Genomic DNA, 18,461 nt, shown 5'->3' on the forward strand with positions numbered 1-18,461 from the left:
GCCCGCCACCCCATCCCACGCCGCCCATTCCCGGAATGATCATCCCCATGCGCCCGATGCACTCCTTCTCCATCCTTCGCACCGCAGCCCTGACCGGCACCGCCGTCGTCGCGCTTCAGGCAGCACCGGCCCTTGCCGAGGCCGAATTCAGCCTGACCATCGGCGGCGACGCCTATTTCCAGGGCGCCTATGTCAGCCAGAAGCAGGACAGCGGGCTGCGCTCGACCGAGTTCGCCAACCGCCTGCGCCTGACCGTCACCCCGTCGGCCACCGCCGACAACGGGCTGACCTACGGCGCCCGGCTGCGTCTGGTCTCGGGCAACGGCGATCCGTCGGTGTCGAGCCGGACGGTGGAGAATGACCGCGCCTATCTGTACGCCAACGGCGCTTTCGGCACGGTGCAGGCCGGCGTGGTCAACGGGCTGTCGGACGAATACGGCATCATCGGCCCCAACACCGAAGGCATCGCCGGCAGCCCGGACAGCAATGGTCTGCTGTTCCTCTACGGCTCATCCACCTATGCCGCCCTGCCGCTGGCCGCGACCAGCCTGCGCACACTGGTGTCCTACGACACCGGGACCAAGTTCATCTACATCAGCCCCAGCTTCGGCGGCTTGCAGGCCGCAGTGTCCTACACCCCGCGGACCGGCGATTCCAACACCTCGGTCAACCGCCGCAAGGTCGATGCCCTGGGCGATGCGCTCGCCTTCCGTGACGTGGTCGAGGCCGGAGCCGCCTTCCAGAGCGCCTTCGGCGACGTGACGGTGGAGGCCAGCGCATTCTACCAAACCGGCAAGGCGGTGCGGCAGAGCGACGGCATCGTCAGCCAGTCCTTCGAGGATCTGAACTCCTTCCATGTCGGCGCCAATGTCGGCTACGGGCCGGCGAAAGTCGGCGTCAGCTACGCCTACAGCGGCGACAGCGGTTATGCCAAGGGCATCGCGCAGTCGCGCGACCAGCAGAACCTGATCGTCGGCGCCCAGTATCTCAGCGGCCCCCTGATGTTCGCCGCCAACTACATGCGTGCGCAGGGCAACGACATGGCGACCATGACGACGCCGGCCAAGGCCGACATCTGGCAGGGCGGCGTCACCTGGACCGTGGCCCCCGGCCTGACCACGGGGCTGGAGTACGACTATGTCCGCTCGACACTGTCCGGCGGTGCGGCAAACGGCGGAGATCTGACCGACCGGGCACATATCCTGATGCTGGACACCCGTTTGGCATTCTAGCGTTTCGATCACTCGATCTTGCCCCGGTTCGGACAGGGGTTCACGCGGATCTTAGCTCGGCCTGTTCGGGGGGTGATGTATCCGATGTCCCAGGATAGGCGGGCGATGCCGCAAAGCCGTGCGACATCGAACGGCCGACGAATGGGGCCGGACTGCCTTTGAGCTCAACGGTCTGCGTGGCGGTCCGGGTGGCCGTCATCGTCATTCGATCGCCGCGCGCCAGACGGCGGCGGGGGCGGCCAGCCGGTCGATATCGACGGCCTCTTCGCCCGGAACGCGGATGCGCTTGAACTTCATCTCGGGCGAGCCAATCGGAATGGTTGCGTCGACACCCCATTTCGCCCCCAGTCCGTCGTCGGTCGAGGGGTCGAGCTTGGAACATTGGCTGTTCCCCACCACCACCAGATCGCGGTCGGCCTGGAACCGGGTGGCTACCGCCCATTCGACCTCGCGCGCGTTGTGGATGTCGACGTCGGGATCGACCACCACCGCATGCTTGATGTCATAATGGGCTGCGAAGGCGCCGAGCAGGACGTTCTTGGCCTCGCCATGCTGGGTCTGGCGCAGCTTCACCACCAGATGGTAGCGGCCGACCCCGCCCAGCGAGAGATGGACGTCCTCCACGTTGGGGAAGTTGCGCTGGAGCGTCGCCAGGATCGTCGCCTCGCGCGGGATGGCGCCCAGCAGCAGATGCTCCAGCCCGCCGCCGACAATGGTGTGGAAGAGCGGACGGACGCGGTGGGTCACCGCATCGACCTGGATCACATGGCGGTCGGCGCGCTCGCCGTAATATTGCGGGAATTCGCCGAACGGCCCCTCCGCCTCGCGCACCCGCGGCAGCAGCCGGCCTTCGATGACGATCTCGGCCTGGGCCGGAACGCGCACGCGGTTGGTCTTGCAGCGCACGACATCCAACGGCTCGCCGCGCAGCGCCCCGGCGATCTCCAATTCGTCCTGGCCAACCGGCACGATGGCCTGGGACGCCAGCAGCGTAGCCGGATCGACGCCGATCACCAGCGCGATCTCCAGCGACTCGCCCTTCGCCTCCGCCTTGCGGTAGAAATGGTCGGTGTGACGCGGCAGCAGCAGGATGCCGATGCGGTCCGGCCCGTTGATCTGGCAGCGGTGGATCGAGACGTTCTGCACCCCCGTCTCCGGATCACGGGCGATGGTCAGCCCGGCGGAGATGTAGGGACCGCTGTCATGCTCGTTGTGGGTCGGGATCGGCAGCAGCCGGGTCAGATCGATATCGCCGCGGTGGACGATTTCCTGCACCGGCGCCTCCGCCACCTCGCGCCAGGGCAGGGGTTCGGCGGCGGCGCGCTGGCAATGGGCGATCAGTTCGTCCCCCGGCACCCCCAGCGCCTCCGCCATCCAGGCCCGGTCGGACACCAGGCCCGACACCACCGTGCCGGAATGGCCGTCGGGGTGGGGGAACAGCGTGGCGGTCGTCCCGTCCAGGCGCTTGGCGACGGCGGCGAGCTGGTGCACCAGCCCGACGCCCGGCCGCATCACCGTCAGGCGGCCGGTCGCCTCCAGCCGATCGAGCCAGCCGCGCAGACTGTAGGCGGCGCTCCGCGTTTCTGGGACCGGAGACAATACCGGGGCCGGGGTGGGGAAACGGTCTATGGCGTGGTTGCTCATGGCTGTCTGCCTTGGAATGGACGGTGCGACAATGCGGACAAGGGGGCGGGCAAGAGGTGTGGGGAGGAGCCGGGCATGGCCCTGGTTCAGGCGGTGTCCCGCATCGTCCGGGAGGAGGACATCAGGCGCGGCAGGTGGCTGACGCTCATCACGATCAGCGGGATGACCAGGGCGACATAGGCGTTGTCGATGCCGTAGGGATCGCCGGCCAGATACCAGCCGATGGTCAGGACCAGCGACAGCAGGATGCTGGTGAGGGCGCCCTTCGGCGTGCCGAACTGCGGCGCGTAGAAGATGAAGAGGACCAGCACCGCCAGGGTCAGGCGCAGCGACTTCGCCAGGAAGGTGACCTTCAGCACGTCGGGGGCGAAGATGGCGAGCGGGATCGGCAGCAGGCAGACGACGGTCGACGCGATCCGCACGAACATCAGCGCCCGGGAGTCGGCGGCCGTGACCGCGTCGGCCTTATGGACGGCCGGCAGATAGAAGTCCTTGTAGAGCAGCGTCGCCGTACCGATGCTGATGGCGGAGATCGTTCCGAACAGCGAGCCGGCGAGGCCGGCGACCACCACCGCGGCCATCAGGCTGTCCATCTGCGACACGATCATCGGGAAGGCCTGAAGCGCGTTGATCTTCGGGAACAGCAGCGACGCGCACATGCCGCACAGCGCCGCCGCCAGCCCGAAGGGCACCAGCAGCAGGGCGGTGTAGAGGCTGGCCCGCTGCGCCTTGGCGGCGTTGTCGACGGTGCTGATCGCCTGCAGCACGTATTGGGTGGAGAAGACGGCGCCGGTTCCCGCCAGGATCCAGGCCATGATCTGCGGCCAGCCGGCGGTGTCGACCGCGAACATCTCGGCCGGCAGGCGGGCGCGCAGTTCCCCCATGCCGCCGACCTGCGACAGGGCGAAGGCGGTGGCGACGAGGATGCCGATGTATTTGACGATCGCGTGCATCACGTTGGTGTAGATGACCGACCGCATGCCCCCCATGCTGACATAGAGCGCGGCGACCATCCCGGTGATGACGATGGCGGTCGCCCGGTCGATCTTCAGAAGCCCGGCCAGCACGGCGCCGCCGCTGGCGTAGACGGAGACGGCGACGATCTGCAGCGCCGCGATCATGATGATGCTGGTGGCGAGCTTCGTCCCCTTGCCGTAGGTCTTCGCCATCACGCCGGAGATGGTGTTCTCGCCCAGCTCCTTGAACTTGCGGGCGAACAGGAAGGCGTAGAACACGAAGCCGATGCCCAGCGCCGCGAGGTTCCACGCCGCCGAGATGCCCCACTTGTAAGCAGCCTGGGCGGTGCCGACGCTGGCGGTGGTGCCGATGAACTCCGACATCAGCAGGAAGCCTACCAGCAGCGCCGGATAGGTAGTGCCGCCGGAGGTGAAATTGTGCGCGGTGTTGGCGAAGCGCTTGGCGGCATAGCTGATGACGCCCATCGCCAGGATATAGGCGATGGCGAGCGACATGGCGGTCCAATTGGCGCCCATGGCGAATGTCCTCCCGGTATGGCAAGGCCCGCCCTTTATCGGGGTCTTTTACGGGCATGTGGGTGGGTGTGGCGGCCCATGAGGCAGGCCGGCCCTTGCGCTGGCGCGCTATGACACAGGGTCGTGAAACGGGGTTCCGCTCTGGATGAGGGCGGTCCGGAACTCCTCGGTGAACAGGCGGACGACATGGTCCAGCCCGTCGGCACCGGCGGCGGCGTAGGCCATCAGGAAGGCGCGGCCGGCGAAGGCCGCGGCGGCTCCCCGCTTGCGGGCGCGCAGCAGGTCGAGGCCGGAGACCATGGCGCCGTCGACCAGGACGGTGGCACGGCCGCGCACCCGCTCCTCGATCGGCGGCAAGGCGTCGATGGCTGCCGGCGCCGCGTCGAACTGGCGGCCGCCATGGTTGGAGACCAGGATGCCGTCGGCACCCAGCGACACCGCCTTGTCGGCATCGTCCGGATGCAGGATGCCCTTGACGACCAGCGGGCCGCGCCAGGCGTCGCGGAAGCGGGCGACCGACTCCCAGGTCAGCGGGCCGGTCATCTTCTGGTAGACGAAGCCGGCGAGATCCCCGGTGCTGGCCTCCGGTCCCAGATAGGGTTCGAAATTGCGGAAACGCGGCTGGCCGCGCCGCAGCATCGCCAGCGCCCACAGCGGTGCCCGCGCCACGTCCCATGCCGTCCGCAGGGTCGGACGGAAAGGCACGACGAGGCCGTTGCGCACGTCGCGAACCCGCTTGGAACGGACCGGCACGTCCATCGTCAGCACCAGCGCGTGGGCGCCCGCCGCCTGCGCCCGGCGGATCAGGTCGAGCGACACCGCATGGTCGTTTTCCGGCACACTGTAGAGCTGGTACCAGAACACGTCCGGCGCGATGCGGGCGATGCGCTCGATCGAGCTGTTGGCGACCGTCGACATCACGTAGGGGATGCGGGCGCGCTGGGCCGCAGCGGCGATCGCCTCGTCGGCGTCCGGCCACAGCAGCCCGGCCAACCCCATCGGTGCCACCCCGACCGGCAGGGCATAGCCGCGGCCGAACAGCGTGGTTTCGGTCGACACGCCCCGCAGGTCGATGCCATAGCGCGGCACGATCTGAACGGCATCGAGCGCCTGGCGGTTGCGCGCCAGCCCATGATCGTCCCCTACCCCGCCGGCGACGAAATCATAGGCGAAGCGCGGCGTCCGCCGCCGGGCCTGCGCCGCGAGATCGGCGACGGTGGGGAAGCGGCGGCGCAGCCGAGCCGCCTCGCTGCTCAACCCGCCGCTGCCCCACCCCGCGCCGGCCTTTGGAGCTGGAGCGGAGGGTGGCGCCGGGGTGATCTGGGCGGTCGCCGCCTCCATGGCCGGATCGCGCGCCGACATCAGTAGTCGCACAGCACGTTGACCAGCGCCTGACGGCGCTCCTGCGTCACCACCGCCACCGCACGGCGCAGGGTATCGCGCAGCTCTTCCGGCCGCTCTACCCGGAAGCCGACGCCGCCGCTCGCCTCCACCAGCTTCTCGAAGGCCGGCGACGGGCTTAGGTCGGCCAGCATGCGCCCGCCGCTGCGCGCGGCGACGCCGGTCCTGTACATCGCCATGGTGGCGTTGCGCACGGCGCCATAAAGCTGGTTGTTGAAGACGACGGTCAGCACCGGCAGGTCATGGGCCTCGCCGACCCAATGGGAGGCCGTCGGGTTGGCGAACATGTAGGCGCCGTCGCCCAGCGTCGCCACCACCAGCCGGTCCGGGTTGGCCAGCTTGGCCCCCAGCGCCGCCCCCAGCCCCCAACCGAGCCCGCCGGCGGCGCTGAGGCCGAAATAGGTGCCGCTGCAGGTCTGCGGGCAATGGTCCAGCCGCAGGGGGTATTCGTTGACGACGATCGCGTCGGGACCGACCGCCTCGCCGATGCAGGCGCTGAGCCATTCCGGACCGATGCGGCCGTCGGATGGCACCGCGTCGGCCGACACCCGCTTGGCGGCCAGCGCTCGCGACTGCGCCCGCAACGCCGCGCCGCGGTCGGCGATCCTCTTGCGGTCCAGCCCTTCGTGACGGTCGAGGCAGGCTTCGACCGCCGACAGCACGTCGGCGGCTTCGCCGGCGACACAGAGGTCGGCGGGAAAGCTGCGCATCGGATAGCGGGTGTAGGCCGGATCGGTCGCGACATGCACCACCCGGCAGCCCGCCGGAGGCGATTCCAGCGCCGGGATCCAGGGCACGTCGGCATCCAGCGCAATGACGAGATCGGCCTGGGCCAGCAGTCCGCCGGGCAGCGAGCCGAGATTCATCGGGTGGTCGGCAGCGATGTTGAGGAAGCGCGGGTGGAAGGAGATCACCGGCAGGGCGAACCGCTCCGCCACCCGTGCCAGCGTGTCGAAGCCGGCCTGGGTACGCCCGGCACCCTGGGTGACGATCAGCGGGCGTTCCGCGTCGGCGATCCAGTCGGCCAGGGTGCGGATGTCGTCCGGCTGCGGGTGGGGAGCGGCAGGCGCCGCCCGGCGCCCGGCATCGGGGCGGGACACCCGGATCGGATCGGCCAGCACGTCGCGCGGCAGCGTCGCATAGACCGGGCCGCGCGGCGCCGTCATCGCCACCTGCCAGGCGCGCGCCACCATGTCGCCGGCCTGTTCGGGCAGATGGAGTTCATAATCCCACTTCACAGCCTCGCGCAGCATGCCGCCCTGGTCGAACATCTCCTGCGCCCAGTGGATGTAGCGGGTGCGGGTGCCGTGACGGCCGCTTTCGCTGTAGGGGGAGCGGCCGGCGAACAGCAGCACCGGGGTCTCGTCGCGGCTGGCGTTCAGCACCGCGTTGACGGTGTTGGCCGTTCCGACATTCACATGCACCATGACCGCCTGCGGCCGTCCGGTGGTCATGTAGACCCCGTGGGCCATCGAGACCGCGAGATTCTCGTGCGGGACCACCAGGGGGCGCGGAACGGCCGTACCGGATTCCGCCGCCCGGGCGAACGCCTCGGCGATCGGCGGAAAATCGGTTCCACCATTGGCGAAGAAGTAATCGACACCGTACGCGGAGAGCTGGGTCAGGAAAAGATCCGACGCGCTCTGCTCGAATTCTCTGGATTCGCCAGCGTTCGATTGATTTCTGACCAAGGACTGTACTCCCTCAACGTGCATTGGCTGATCGTCGGTGCTCGTTCCGCCGCTTCATAGGTCGCGCGATTGGGAACACTAATCAAATAATTTAAAATCATCGGCCCGATCATCCGATTTGATCGCATAGCTGACTGATGGATTTACAGACCATCGCCGTCACCCCGGATGCAGCAGACTTCCGCCGTCCGTTTCACTGCCATCAGTTTTTATGATAATCAGCATTCCCAATCATTATTTGTGATGGGGATCCGGTTTCGCCATAGTCCGACGGCAAGCCATGCGCCCCACCCGCGGGCGGCGCCCGACCAGGATGAGGATGCCAACCCATGGAGATGTCCGCCGATATGCCGCACCACGGCACAGACCCGGACGGGCGCCCACGCCCCGCGGTGCCGCAACGGCTGATCGTCGGCATTTCCGGCGCCTCGGGTGTGGTGTACGGCATCCGGATGCTGCAGACCCTGCGGGCGCTGGACATCGAGACGCATCTGGTGCTGACCCGCTCGGCGGAGGTCACCATCGCCATGGAGACCGACTGGAAGATCGCAGAAGTCCGCGCGCTCGCCAGCGTCGCCCACCCGGCGGACGACATCGCGGCCTCGATCTCCTCCGGGTCGTTCCGGACGATGGGCATGGTGGTGGCGCCCTGCTCCATGCGCAGCATGTCCGACATCGCCTGCGGCACCACGACCGGCCTGTTGAGCCGGGCGGCCGACGTCGTGCTGAAGGAGCGGCGCCGGCTTGTGTTGATGGTCCGCGAGACGCCGCTCCATCTCGGCCACCTGCGCACGATGACAGCCCTGGCCGAGATGGGCGCGATCATCGCTCCGCCGGTCCCGGCCTTCTACGCAAAGCCCGACGGGCTGGACGACCTGATCGACCATACGGTCGGACGAGTGTTGGACCTGTTCGACCTGGACAGCGGACGGGTGCGGCGCTGGGGCGAAACCGCACGCCGGTCCGGCCGTTCCCCCGCCCGCCAGGCCCCGGCCGATCAGCCGAGCGCGAGCGTCTGATGGACCTGCGCCAGCTCCAGTATTTCATGTGCCTGTACGAGGAAGGCAACGTGACCCGCGCCGCGCGCCGGCTGAACGTCGTGCAGCCGGCGCTGAGCATGCAGATCGCCAAGCTCGAGGCCGAACTCGGCGAGAAGCTGTTCGAGCGCAGCCCGCAGGGCATGATCCCGACGGCGGCCGGCAGAACCATGTTCCGGCTGTTCCTGCCGATCCTGCGCGACATCGCCGCCGCCAAGCAGGAGATCAGCAATCTGGCCGGCCGCATCTCCGGCCAGGTCTCCATTGGCCTGATCGCCTCGGTCACCCAGTCGGTGCTGTCGCGGACGATCGAGATCTTCTCCAACCAGTACCCCAGCGTGGAGTTGAGCGTCGCCGACGGCTACACCGCCACCTTCGTGGAGCAGGTGACCTCGGGCCAACTGGACATCGCGGTGATCAACCGGCCGCGCAAGCGGCTGGCGCTGGAAACCACGGACATCCTGAACGAGGAGATGGTGCTGGTCAGCGGGGCCGCGCAACCGCCTCCCCTGCCAGACACGGTACGGCTCAGCGACCTCGCGCAGTTCCGTCTGGTCATCCCGTCCAAGCGGCACGGGCTGCGGGCGGTGCTGGAACAGGCCGCCGAGGCGCAGGGCATCGACCTGAAACCGCAGCTTGAGATCGATACCCTGATCTCCATCGCGGAACTGGTTGCGCGCACCGACTGGGTCACCGTGCTGCCCAGCATCGCCGTCCATCGCGGTCTGGCCGACGGCACCCTGCGGGCGACGCCGATCGTGGAACCGACCATCGTGCGCACGCTCGCTTGGCTCCACCACCCGCGGCGGCCGCTTAGCCTTGCCGCCGTCCGCTTCATGGAAACCATGAACGAACGCCTGATCGAGGCGGCGCGCCCCGGTGCGCATCTGGATGCCGTCCGGGCTGCCGCCGAATGCCATCAGGCAAAGTGATCTCATTGATTAGAATAGACTATTTGCCTTGACACCGCCGCCAGGGATTAGCTGGCGGTGGGAAGGAGAGCGCGCAGGTCCCGCGCGCCCCCCGCAATGAAAACGTCCAACAAGCATGGGAGGATAGCGGTGACCAATCTGGACAGCCGGCATTGGATCGACGGCGCGTGGGTGACCGGCACCGAGCGCTTCGCCAGCATCAATCCAGCCGACGGCAGCGTCGTCGGCCATGCCGCCGAGGGCGGACGCGCCGAGGCCGACGCCGCCATCGGCGCCGCGCATGCGGCCTTCAATCGGCCCGATTGGGCACAGAATCCGCGGCTGCGCCAATCCGTCCTGCTCGGCTGGGCCGACAGGCTCGACGCCGAGGCCGAGGATCTCGCCCGCCTGCTGACGCTGGAGAACGGCAAGGCCATCGCCCAGTCGCGGGGCGAGATCGCCGGCGCCATTTCGGAAATCCGCTATTACGGCGGCCTCGCCCGCCATGTCCCCAGCCATGTGCTGGAGGTCGAACCGGGCGTGCTGTCCACCATGCTGCGCGAACCGGCCGGCGTGGCGGCGCTGATCATTCCGTGGAATGCGCCGGCGGTGCTGCTGGCGCGGGCCATCGGCCCGGCACTGGCCTGCGGCTGCACCGTCGTGGTCAAGCCGGCGGCGCAGACCACCCTGCTGACCGCCGCCTTCCTCCGCACCCTGTCCGAGGTCCCCGGCCTGCCCCGCGGCGTCTGCAACATGGTCAGCGAGACCGGCCATGCCGCCGCCGCCCGCCTGGTCGACTCGCCGCTGGTCGACGTGGTCAGCTTCACCGGATCGACGGCCACCGGCAAGCGCATTATGGTCGCGGCGGCGGACACCATGAAGAAGCTATCACTGGAACTGGGCGGCAAGAGCTGCTGCGTCGTCTTCCCCGACACCGATACGGCGGAGACCGCGGCGCGTATCGCCACCGCCGCCACCATCATCTCCGGCCAGCAATGCACCGCCGCCCGCCGGGTGCTGGTCCATGCATCGGCCTTCGACGCGATGAAGACTCATCTGCGGGCGGCGCTGGCGGCCATGACGGTGGGGAACGGCCTCGATCCGGCGATACGGATGGGGCCGCTGATCGACCGGCCGGCGCGTGACCAAGTGCAAACCCAGGTCGAACGGGCCTTCGATACCTGTGACGAGGTGCTACTGCGCGGCGGCGTGCCGAAGGACTCCCCGGCCGCCGCGTCGTTCCTCACCCCGTCGCTGGTGGCGCACGACGACCCGTCCGCCTTCTTCTGCCAGGACGAGATCTTCGGTCCCTTCGTTGTGCTGGAGCGTTTCGAGACCGAGGCGGAGGCGGTGGCCAAGGCCAACAACACGGCGTTCGGCCTGTCGGCCAGCGTCTGGACCCGCGACGGCGCCCGGGCGCTGCGCATGGCCCGGGCGTTGCGCAACGGAACCGTCTGGATCAACGATCACAACCGCCTGTTCGCCGAGGCGGAAACCGGCGGCTACCGGCAGAGCGGGCTTGGCCGGTTGCACGGCTACGATGCCTTCGCCGATTTCACGGAGCTCAAGCACATCTGTCAGATGGTGGGGACCATCGGCTGACCGCGTGTCGGGAAACCGGGGGGAACGTCACCGGCGACAGGATACCGCACCGGCAGTTGGGCGAATGGACGCGTCGGCCATGAGGGCAATAGGGCGGGCCTGCCTATCCGGTCGATGCCGGGTAACGGGTACGGCGGCTCATCGATTTCCCCTTCCCCCCGGTCTATGGCAGCGAAGGTGACGTCGCTCCCCTCAGCCCCGTCCAGATGCGGACGCGGCGGACCGGCATGTATGAATGGGCGGATCCGCATGGGTAAGCCCCATCACGCCCGTCACCGCACTTCATTCACATAGCGGTGATCATCCGTCAGCGTGCGGTGATGACTGATGATCGTCAGGGTTCCGGTCTGGTCGAACGCCTCCTCGTCGATGACCAGGAGCGGCGTCGGGTCGGGAACGCCGAGGTCGGCGCGATCCTCGGCAGTGGCGAGCCCGGCCGAGACCCGTTCGCGCACGGCGGAAATGCGGATGCCGTGAACGTCGAGCAGATGGAGGTAGAGCCGCTGCGGCACCAGTGACGGGTCCAGCGGGAAATCGGGCACCCGGCGGGCCACCAGCGCGATGTGGGAGCGCATCACCGCCCGCCCATCCACCCGCCGCAGCCGCAGGATGCGGATCAGCGGCTCGCCCGGCTCCTCGCCCAGCAGCGCGGCCTCGCCGGCGGTGGCCGGGCTGCGCGAGATATCCGTCACCACCGCCTCGGACGACAGCAGCCGGCCGTCGCCGCCATGCAGGCGGTAATACTGGAAGAAGAAGCGCAGGCTGTGCTGCGGCGTACGCCCGGTGACCACCGTCCCGGTCTTGCGCCGGCGCATCAGCATGCCGTCCGCAGTCAGGTCGGCCATCGCGCGGCGCATCGTTCCCACCGCAACTCCGTAATCCGCGGCCAGCGCGACCTCGCCCGGCAGCACCATGCCGGGCGGCCATTCGCCCAGCAGAATGGCTTCCGCCATGCGGCGCTTGACGTGCTCGTAGAGCGGGATCGGCAGGTCACCCGCCATGTTTGCCGTCTTTTTGCTCACTACCGCCTCGAAAATAGCCAGAAATTGCTTGAATCTTGACGATTGACAAAGATTTGTGCGCCGGTCACATTTCTTTATAGAATATAGAAAACAGCGAGCATGTCATGGACAATCGGCATGGAAACGGCCGGCCCACCGGTGACGACTCCCTCGATGCGGCGATGGCCTGGATCGCGCGGTCCGCGGAACCCGCCGTGGCCGATCTCGCCCGTATGATCGCTGTCGACACGTCCTTTCCTCCCGGTGCCGGCTACGACGCCTTTGCCGACCTGATGGATGAGCTGATCGCCCCGCTGGGCTTCCGCTCCAGCCGGGTCGTCGTCCCCGATGCCCTGTGGCGGGTGCCCGGCGGGCCGGCGTCCGGACGGCGCACCAATCTCATCGGCGAACGGGAGACGGGCAAGCCGGTTCTCGGGCTGTATTTCCATGTCGACACCGTGCCCGCCGCCGCCGGCTGGGACAAGGACCCGCTCCGCCTGACCCGCGACGGCGACCGGCTGTACGGGCTGGGCGCCGCCGACATGAAGGGAACCATCGCCGCCGTGCTGCTGGCGTTGCGCGCCGCCGAGGCCTGCGGCCTGCCGCTGGCCTACGACCCGATGCTGCTGTTCTGCACCGACGAGGAGGGCGGGCTCTATCCCGGCGTGCGCTACCTCGCCGAACAGGGGCTGCTGAAGGGGCATGTCCTGAACTTCAACGGCAGTGCGGCGCCGCGCATCTGGGCGGGCTGCTTCGGCCTGTTCAACCTGCTGATCCGGCTGCATGGCCACACCGTCCATGCCGGCGAGGGCAACCGCTCCGGCTCCGGCGCCAACGCCATCGAGGCGGCACTGCCGCTGCTCCAGGCCTTGACCGACCTCAAGCCGGTGGTGGCGCAACGCACCTCGGCCCTGCCGCCGCCGCCGACCGCCTCCGGCCCGCTGGCCGCCCGGCTCGACATCGCCGCCGCCCATGGCGGCATCTGCGGCGGCCAGGTCCCCTCGCTGTTCGAGATCCTGGTCTGCCGCCGCTACGCTCCGGAAGAGAACTATGAGGAGGCGCGGGCCGAGATCGAGGCGGCGATTGCCCAGGCGATGGCCGGGAATCCCGACATCGCGGTGGACATCCAACTAGTCGGCCATCTCGCCCCGACCGGCGACCCGACCGGGCCGCACTGGCCGCGCTGGCAGGCGGCGCTGTCGGCCGGCTTCGGCTACCGCCCGGACGAGTTCCGCGCCTGGGGGGCGGCCAGCTGCTCCGACTTCGGCTGGGTCCAGCGCACCGGCATGCAGGAGGTGCTGCTGACCGGGCTCGGCCGGCCCGAGCGCAACGTCCACTCCCCCGACGAACACACCACCGTCGCCGACATCGTGGCATTGGCGCAGAGCGTGCTGGCCTATCTGGCCGCCGGCTTCGCCCCCGACCTGATCCCCGAAAAGACCGATCCGAACGCCGTGCCGACCCCGGTCCGCGGCCCGCAGAAGGAGTCCGACCGATGAGTTCCGTGACCCGCCGCCTCTTCCTCTCCGGGACCGCCGCCGGCCTCGGCACCCTGCCCGCCTTCGGCCTGACGGGCATGGCACCGGCCTTCGCCCAGTCGGCCCCAGCCAAATCTACACCGGGCCGCGGCGGCGTGCTGCGCATCTCGGTCGATCAGGCCGCCAGCGTCATCCACCCGCTGCGCACCCGCGTGAACCCGGAATATCTGGTGGCGGAGCTGCTCTATTCCGGCCTGACGCGGCTCGCCGCCGGAATGACGGTGGAGCCGGACCTCGCCGAATCCTGGTCGCCCGACCAGACGCTGACCGAATGGACCTTCATCCTGCGGCAGGGCCTGACCTTCCATGACGGGTCGCCCTGCACCTCGAAAGACGTGGTCGCCACCTTCACCGCCATCCTCGATCCCAAGACCGCCTCGCCGGGCCGCACCAACGTCGGCCCGATCAAGGAGGTGATGGCCAAGGACGAGCGGACCGTGCTGTTCCGCCTGACCTCGCCCTATGCCGACCTGCCGGTGGCGCTGGCCTACACCAACGCCCGCATCGTCCCGGCCAAGGTGATCGAGACCGATCTCGACAGCCTGTCGCGCAGCGCGGTCGGCACCGGGCCGTTCAAGCTGGTCTCCTTCGAACCCGACCGCAAGATCGTGGTGGAGCGCAACCCGGCCTATTACGACCCGGCGCGCCCCTATCTCGACCGGGTCGAGGTGCTGGTCTATCCCGACCGCACCGCCGAAGCCTCGGCGCTGATCTCCGGCGACATCGATCTGATGCTGGGCACCGCCCCCGGCGAATACCAGCGGCTGGAGAAGGCCTCCGGCGTCAAGGCGCTGCGCGTGCCGTCGGGCCAGTTCCTGAACGTCAACATGGGCTGCGACCAGAAGCCCTTCTCCGACCCGCGCGTCCGCAAGGCGCTGGCGCTCTCCGTCGACCGCGAGGCGATGGTGGGCTTCGTCGCCGGCGGCTACGGCACCCCCGGCAACGACACGCCGATCAGCCCGGCTTACCGTTTCCACCGCGAGCAGCCGCTGCGCAAGGCCGACCTCGCCCAGGCGAAGAAGCTGCTGGCCGAGGCCGGCTATCCGAACGGCGTCGACCTGACCATGATCGCGTCGGACAAGCCGGGCACCCGCACCGAGCTGGCGGTCGCCATCCGCGAGATGGCGAAGCCCGCCGGCTTCCGCATCCAGGTGCAGACGATGCCGCACGCCACCTATCTGGATCAGGTGTGGAAGAAGGGCAACTTCTACGTCGGCTTCTACAACATGCAGGCGACCGCCGACGCGGTCTTCTCGCTGCTCTACACCTCCGACGCCGCCTGGAACGAGACGCGCTGGAACAACAAGGATTTCGACGCCCTGGTCGCCGAGGCGCGGACCAAGACCGAAGAGGCGGAGCGAGCCGCCCTCTATGCCAAGGCGCAGCAGCTGATGCATGACGAGGTGCCCTCGGTCATCCCTGTCTTCTTCGACCTGCTGGCGGCACGGCGCGATTACGTCGAGGGCTACGACCTGCACCCGCGCGGCTCGGTGTTCCGCCTCGACTTCGTCTCGCTCGGGGCGGCTGCGCCCAAGCGGAGTTGAGTCCGTGAGCGCATCCTGGCTCCTGCGGCGGCTGGCGCTGATCCTCTACACGGTCTTCATCGTGTCGGTGCTGGTCTTCGGCATCACCCAGGCGCTGCCGGCCGACGCCGCCGTCACCCTGCTGGGCGAGAACGCCACCGCCGAGGCGCTGAACGCGATCCGCGAGCGCCTCGGCCTCGGCGACCCGATCTGGTGGCAGTATCTGCGCTGGGTCGGCCATGCCGCGACCGGCGATTTCGGCCTGTCGATGCGTACCGGCCAGCCGGTGGGACCGGAGATGCTGACGGCGCTCGGCCGTTCGCTTCTGCTGGCCGTCGCCGCCATCCTGGTCATGCTGGTGATCGCCGTGCCGCTGGGCATGGTGGCGGCGGTGCGCCAGGGCAAGCTGGCCGACATGGCGACCGGGCTGATCTCCTATCTCGGGGTCTCCTTCCCGGAATTCGTCACCGCGACGCTGCTCGCCATGCTGCTGGCCGACACCCTGCAATGGCTGCCGGCCACCGGCTACGTCTCGCCGCTGGAGGATTTCGGCGGCGCTGTTCGGCATCTGGCCCTGCCGGTGCTGACCGCTTCGCTGATCCTGGTGGCACATGTCGCCCGCATGGTGCGGTCGGAAACGCTCGACGTGCTGCACAGCGACTATATCCGCGCCGCACGGCTGAAGGGGCTGCCGGAACGCACGGTGCTGGTCCGCCACGCCCTGCGCAACGCGCTGCTGCCGGTGGTCACCATCGTGGCGCTGGATGTCGGCTATCTGCTGGGCGGCATCATCGTGATCGAGGAGATCTTCGCCATTCCCGGCATCGGCCGGCAGCTGATGGTGGCGGTCACCGCCCGCGACCTGCCATCGATCCAGGCCGGTGCCCTCATCATGTCGGCGACCTACGCCGTCGCCAACACGCTGGCCGACGTCGCCTACGCCGTCCTCGACAAGAGGATCCGCTATGACTGACCTGCTGCGTCGGCTGATGCGCACGCCGCAAGGCGCCATCGGCCTGCTCCTGCTGGCGGTGCTGGCCGCGGCTTGCCTGTTCGGCCCCTGGCTGGCGCCTCACGACCCGGAGAAGATGGACTTCCTCGGCCGCTTCCGTCCGCTCGGCGCCCAGAACTGGTTCGGCGCCGACCAGTTCGGCCGCGACGTGCTGAGCCGCCTGCTGGTCGGCGCCCGCTCCACCCTGCCGATGGCGCTGGCCGCCACCCTGCTTGGCACCGTCGCAGGCGCGGTGGTCGGCACCGCCTCGGCCTATCTCGGCGGGCGCTGGGACGAGGCGATCATGCGCACCATCGACGCGGTGATGGCGGTGCCCGGCCTGCTGCTCGCCCTGCTGCTGGTCAGCACGCTGGGCAACGGCGCCGGCAACGCGATGATCGCCATCGCCGTTACCTTCGCCCCCGGCATGGCGCGCGTCACCCGCGCGGTGGCGCTGACCGTGCGCGGCCAGGACTATGTCAAGTCGGCCACGGTGCGCGGCGAGAGCGCGTCCTGGATCATCTTCCGCGAGATGCTGCCCAACGTTATGGCTCCGGTGGTGATCGAGGCGACGATCCGCGTCTCCTTCGCGGTGATGCTGTTCGCCACCCTCAGCTTCCTCGGCCTCGGCGCCCAGCCGCCGGCCTCCGAATGGGGCCTGATGGTCGCGGAGGCGCGCCAGTACGTCCACCAGGCACCCTGGATCATCATCGCGCCGTCGCTGGCCATCGCCATGACCGCCATCGCCTTCAACCTGCTCGGCGACGGGCTGCGTGACGCCATGAACCCGCGGGACGAACGATGACCGCAGTCCTTTCCCTGCGCAACTATACGCTCGACTACCTCACCGGCAGCCGTCCCTTGCGGGTCCTGCAGGACATCACCCTCGACATCGCGCCCGGCGAGGTGCTGGGGCTGGTCGGCGAATCCGGCTCGGGCAAGAGCACGCTGGCCTGGGCGATAATGCGCCACCTGCCGAAGAACGCCCGCGAGCTGTCGGGCAGCATCCGGCTCGGCGACACCGACCTGCGGAGCCTGCCGCCGCGCGAGCTGACCCGTATCCGCGGCCGGCGCATCGGCATGGTGTTCCAGGATCCCTCGACCGCGCTGAACCCGACGCTGACCGTCGGCCGGCAGGTGATGGAGACGCTGGTCAACAACCGCGGCCTTGGCCGGCGCGAAGCCTGGGATCTGGCGCTGGAACTGCTGGGCCATGTCGAGCTGCGCGACCCCGAGGCGCTGATGCGGCGCTATCCGCACGAGATCTCGGGCGGCGAGAAGCAGCGCATCCTGATCGCCACCGCCTTCGGCTGCCGGCCCGAGCTGATCGTCTTCGACGAGCCGACCACGGCGCTCGACGTCATCACCGGCGCCCGTATCCTCGACCTCTTCGCCCGGCTGCGCGCCGAGACCGGGGTCGCGGCGCTCTACATCTCGCACGACCTCGCCCTGGTCTCGCGCGTTGCCGACCGGGTGGCGGTGATGAAGAAAGGCCAGCTGGTGGAGGAGGCGCCGGCCGCCTCGATCTTCGCCCGCCCCGCCCACGAGGAAACCCGCAAGCTGGTGGCGGCGGTGCCGCGCCCGGAAAACCGGCTGGTTCACGACCGTCCGGGGGACCGCGTCCTGCTCGCCGCCGAGGCGGTCTCGGTCCGCTATACCCGCCGGCGCCTGTTCCGTCCGCCCCCGCCGCCGGCGACCAGGGCAGTCGGCTTCGACATCAAGGCCGGCGAGATCCTGGGCATCGTCGGCGAGTCCGGCTCCGGAAAATCCTCCATCGCACGGGCGCTGACCGGTCTGGCCGACTTCTCCGGCGGCATCCGCTTCGACGGCCGGCCGATCGGCTCGGCCCGCGACATGGACGGCGCCTATCGCCGCGCGGTGCAGATCGTCTTCCAGCATCCCGACGGCTCGCTGAACCCGCGCCAGACGGTGGGGGAGATCCTGTCCCGTCCGCTGAAGCTGTTCGGCACCGGCCAAGCCAATCTGAGCGCCGAGATCGGCCGGCTGCTGGAACAGGTGCGGCTGCCGGCCGCCTACGCCACGCGCTGGCCGCACCAGCTCTCCGGCGGCGAGAAGCAGCGCGTCGCCATCGCCCGTGCCTTCGCCGCCCGGCCGTCGCTGGTCATCTGCGACGAGATCACCGCCCCGCTCGACGTGTCGGTGCAGGCCTCGATCATCGAACTGCTGCTGGCTCTGCGGGCCGAGACCGGGGCTGCCTACCTCTTCATCACCCACGACATCAACCTGATCCGCCAGATCGCCCACCGCATCGCCGTGATGCGCCGGGGCGAGCTGGTCGATCTGCTGCCCATCGACGCGGTCGACGCCGACCATGTCCACCCCTACACGCGCGACCTGATGGCCGCCTCGCCGACCCCGGTCGGCTGACCCGCTAGG

General features: G+C 69.0%; 14 protein-coding genes. 9 read left to right on the forward strand and 5 right to left on the reverse strand.

Going from position 1 to position 18,461, the window contains the following annotated elements; translation table 11 throughout:
- Nucleotides 1-47 precede the first annotated feature (47 nt).
- Nucleotides 48-1,232, forward strand: coding sequence for a porin (locus FZ938_RS16505; RefSeq protein ID WP_246458129.1), 1,185 nt, complete (start codon nucleotides 48-50; stop codon nucleotides 1,230-1,232).
- A 201-nt stretch (nucleotides 1,233-1,433) separates the two neighbouring features.
- On the opposite strand, the gene FZ938_RS16510 is transcribed toward FZ938_RS16505, so the two are convergent.
- The 4 genes from FZ938_RS16510 to FZ938_RS16525 form a co-directional block, all read right to left on the reverse strand.
- Nucleotides 1,434-2,876, reverse strand: coding sequence for a UbiD family decarboxylase (locus FZ938_RS16510; RefSeq protein ID WP_211101080.1), 1,443 nt, complete (start codon nucleotides 2,874-2,876; stop codon nucleotides 1,434-1,436).
- Between the two features lie 86 nt (nucleotides 2,877-2,962).
- Entirely contained in the window at nucleotides 2,963-4,369 is a 1,407-nt protein-coding gene (locus tag FZ938_RS16515; protein WP_149199569.1) for a sodium:solute symporter family protein, read from the reverse strand.
- A 108-nt stretch (nucleotides 4,370-4,477) separates the two neighbouring features.
- Complete coding sequence (locus FZ938_RS16520) at nucleotides 4,478-5,731, reverse strand: alpha-hydroxy acid oxidase (protein ID WP_246458131.1); 1,254 nt, start codon at nucleotides 5,729-5,731, stop codon at nucleotides 4,478-4,480.
- A complete protein-coding gene (locus FZ938_RS16525) occupies nucleotides 5,731-7,461 on the reverse strand; it encodes a thiamine pyrophosphate-requiring protein (RefSeq protein WP_246458133.1) in 1,731 nt (576 codons plus the stop codon). Before FZ938_RS16525 ends, FZ938_RS16520 begins: the two co-directional genes overlap by 1 nt.
- 335 nt (nucleotides 7,462-7,796) lie before the next feature.
- Between FZ938_RS16525 and FZ938_RS16530 the strand changes: the two genes are divergently transcribed.
- The 3 genes from FZ938_RS16530 to FZ938_RS16540 all read left to right on the forward strand — a co-directional run bounded on the left by FZ938_RS16530 (nucleotide 7,797) and on the right by FZ938_RS16540 (nucleotide 11,011).
- Nucleotides 7,797-8,480: a UbiX family flavin prenyltransferase gene (locus FZ938_RS16530; protein ID WP_425529370.1), complete on the forward strand. Its 684-nt coding sequence runs from the start codon at nucleotides 7,797-7,799 to the stop codon at nucleotides 8,478-8,480.
- Nucleotides 8,480-9,430 (forward strand): LysR family transcriptional regulator, encoded by a 951-nt coding sequence (locus FZ938_RS16535; protein ID WP_149199572.1) that lies wholly within the window; start codon nucleotides 8,480-8,482, stop codon nucleotides 9,428-9,430. The genes FZ938_RS16530 and FZ938_RS16535 overlap by 1 nt, the downstream gene beginning before the upstream one ends.
- A gap of 129 nt (nucleotides 9,431-9,559) precedes the next feature.
- Nucleotides 9,560-11,011, forward strand: a complete 1,452-nt coding sequence (locus tag FZ938_RS16540) for an aldehyde dehydrogenase family protein (protein ID WP_211101081.1) — start codon at nucleotides 9,560-9,562, stop codon at nucleotides 11,009-11,011.
- A gap of 272 nt (nucleotides 11,012-11,283) precedes the next feature.
- Here FZ938_RS16540 and FZ938_RS16545 read toward each other — a convergent pair whose 3' ends face one another.
- A complete protein-coding gene (locus tag FZ938_RS16545) occupies nucleotides 11,284-12,012 on the reverse strand; it encodes a GntR family transcriptional regulator (RefSeq protein ID WP_149199573.1) in 729 nt (242 codons plus the stop codon).
- A gap of 125 nt (nucleotides 12,013-12,137) precedes the next feature.
- On the opposite strand from FZ938_RS16545, the gene FZ938_RS16550 reads away from it, so the two are divergent.
- Genes FZ938_RS16550 through nikE form a run of 5 tightly spaced genes read left to right on the forward strand, consistent with a single transcriptional unit; the run spans nucleotide 12,138 to nucleotide 18,452 of the window.
- Nucleotides 12,138-13,511 carry a M20 family metallopeptidase gene (locus FZ938_RS16550; protein ID WP_149199574.1) on the forward strand — a complete coding sequence of 458 codons (1,374 nt, stop codon included), beginning with the start codon at nucleotides 12,138-12,140 and terminating at the stop codon, nucleotides 13,509-13,511.
- Nucleotides 13,508-15,094 (forward strand): ABC transporter substrate-binding protein, encoded by a 1,587-nt coding sequence (locus FZ938_RS16555; protein WP_149199575.1) that lies wholly within the window; start codon nucleotides 13,508-13,510, stop codon nucleotides 15,092-15,094. The genes FZ938_RS16550 and FZ938_RS16555 overlap by 4 nt, the downstream gene beginning before the upstream one ends.
- A gap of 4 nt (nucleotides 15,095-15,098) precedes the next feature.
- Nucleotides 15,099-16,046 carry an ABC transporter permease gene (locus FZ938_RS16560; protein WP_042698287.1) on the forward strand — a complete coding sequence of 316 codons (948 nt, stop codon included), beginning with the start codon at nucleotides 15,099-15,101 and terminating at the stop codon, nucleotides 16,044-16,046.
- The gene (locus FZ938_RS16565; protein ID WP_149199576.1) at nucleotides 16,039-16,869 is read left to right on the forward strand and encodes an ABC transporter permease; all 831 of its coding nucleotides are present in this window, start codon (nucleotides 16,039-16,041) and stop codon (nucleotides 16,867-16,869) included. The genes FZ938_RS16560 and FZ938_RS16565 overlap by 8 nt, the downstream gene beginning before the upstream one ends.
- A complete protein-coding gene (nikE, locus tag FZ938_RS16570) occupies nucleotides 16,866-18,452 on the forward strand; it encodes a nickel ABC transporter ATP-binding protein NikE (RefSeq protein WP_149199577.1) in 1,587 nt (528 codons plus the stop codon). The genes FZ938_RS16565 and nikE overlap by 4 nt, the downstream gene beginning before the upstream one ends.
- Nucleotides 18,453-18,461: the final 9 nt, after the last annotated feature.

Origin of the sequence: Azospirillum oryzae, assembly GCF_008364795.1 — a bacterium.
In the GTDB taxonomy this organism is placed as follows: domain Bacteria; phylum Pseudomonadota; class Alphaproteobacteria; order Azospirillales; family Azospirillaceae; genus Azospirillum; species Azospirillum oryzae.

What these genes read in the sequence shown, in the direction of transcription:
- FZ938_RS16505 (WP_246458129.1), top strand. Translation starts at nt 48, where the DNA reads ATGCGCCCGATGCACTCCTTCTCCATCCTTCGCACCGCAGCCCTGACC.
- FZ938_RS16510 (WP_211101080.1), bottom strand. Translation starts at nt 2,876, where the DNA reads ATGAGCAACCACGCCATAGACCGTTTCCCCACCCCGGCCCCGGTATTG.
- FZ938_RS16515 (WP_149199569.1), bottom strand. Translation starts at nt 4,369, where the DNA reads ATGGGCGCCAATTGGACCGCCATGTCGCTCGCCATCGCCTATATCCTG.
- FZ938_RS16520 (WP_246458131.1), bottom strand. Translation starts at nt 5,731, where the DNA reads ATGTCGGCGCGCGATCCGGCCATGGAGGCGGCGACCGCCCAGATCACC.
- FZ938_RS16530 (WP_425529370.1), top strand. Translation starts at nt 7,797, where the DNA reads ATGTCCGCCGATATGCCGCACCACGGCACAGACCCGGACGGGCGCCCA.
- FZ938_RS16535 (WP_149199572.1), top strand. Translation starts at nt 8,480, where the DNA reads ATGGACCTGCGCCAGCTCCAGTATTTCATGTGCCTGTACGAGGAAGGC.
- FZ938_RS16545 (WP_149199573.1), bottom strand. Translation starts at nt 12,012, where the DNA reads ATGGCGGGTGACCTGCCGATCCCGCTCTACGAGCACGTCAAGCGCCGC.
- FZ938_RS16550 (WP_149199574.1), top strand. Translation starts at nt 12,138, where the DNA reads ATGGACAATCGGCATGGAAACGGCCGGCCCACCGGTGACGACTCCCTC.
- FZ938_RS16555 (WP_149199575.1), top strand. Translation starts at nt 13,508, where the DNA reads ATGAGTTCCGTGACCCGCCGCCTCTTCCTCTCCGGGACCGCCGCCGGC.
- FZ938_RS16565 (WP_149199576.1), top strand. Translation starts at nt 16,039, where the DNA reads ATGACTGACCTGCTGCGTCGGCTGATGCGCACGCCGCAAGGCGCCATC.
- nikE (WP_149199577.1), top strand. Translation starts at nt 16,866, where the DNA reads ATGACCGCAGTCCTTTCCCTGCGCAACTATACGCTCGACTACCTCACC.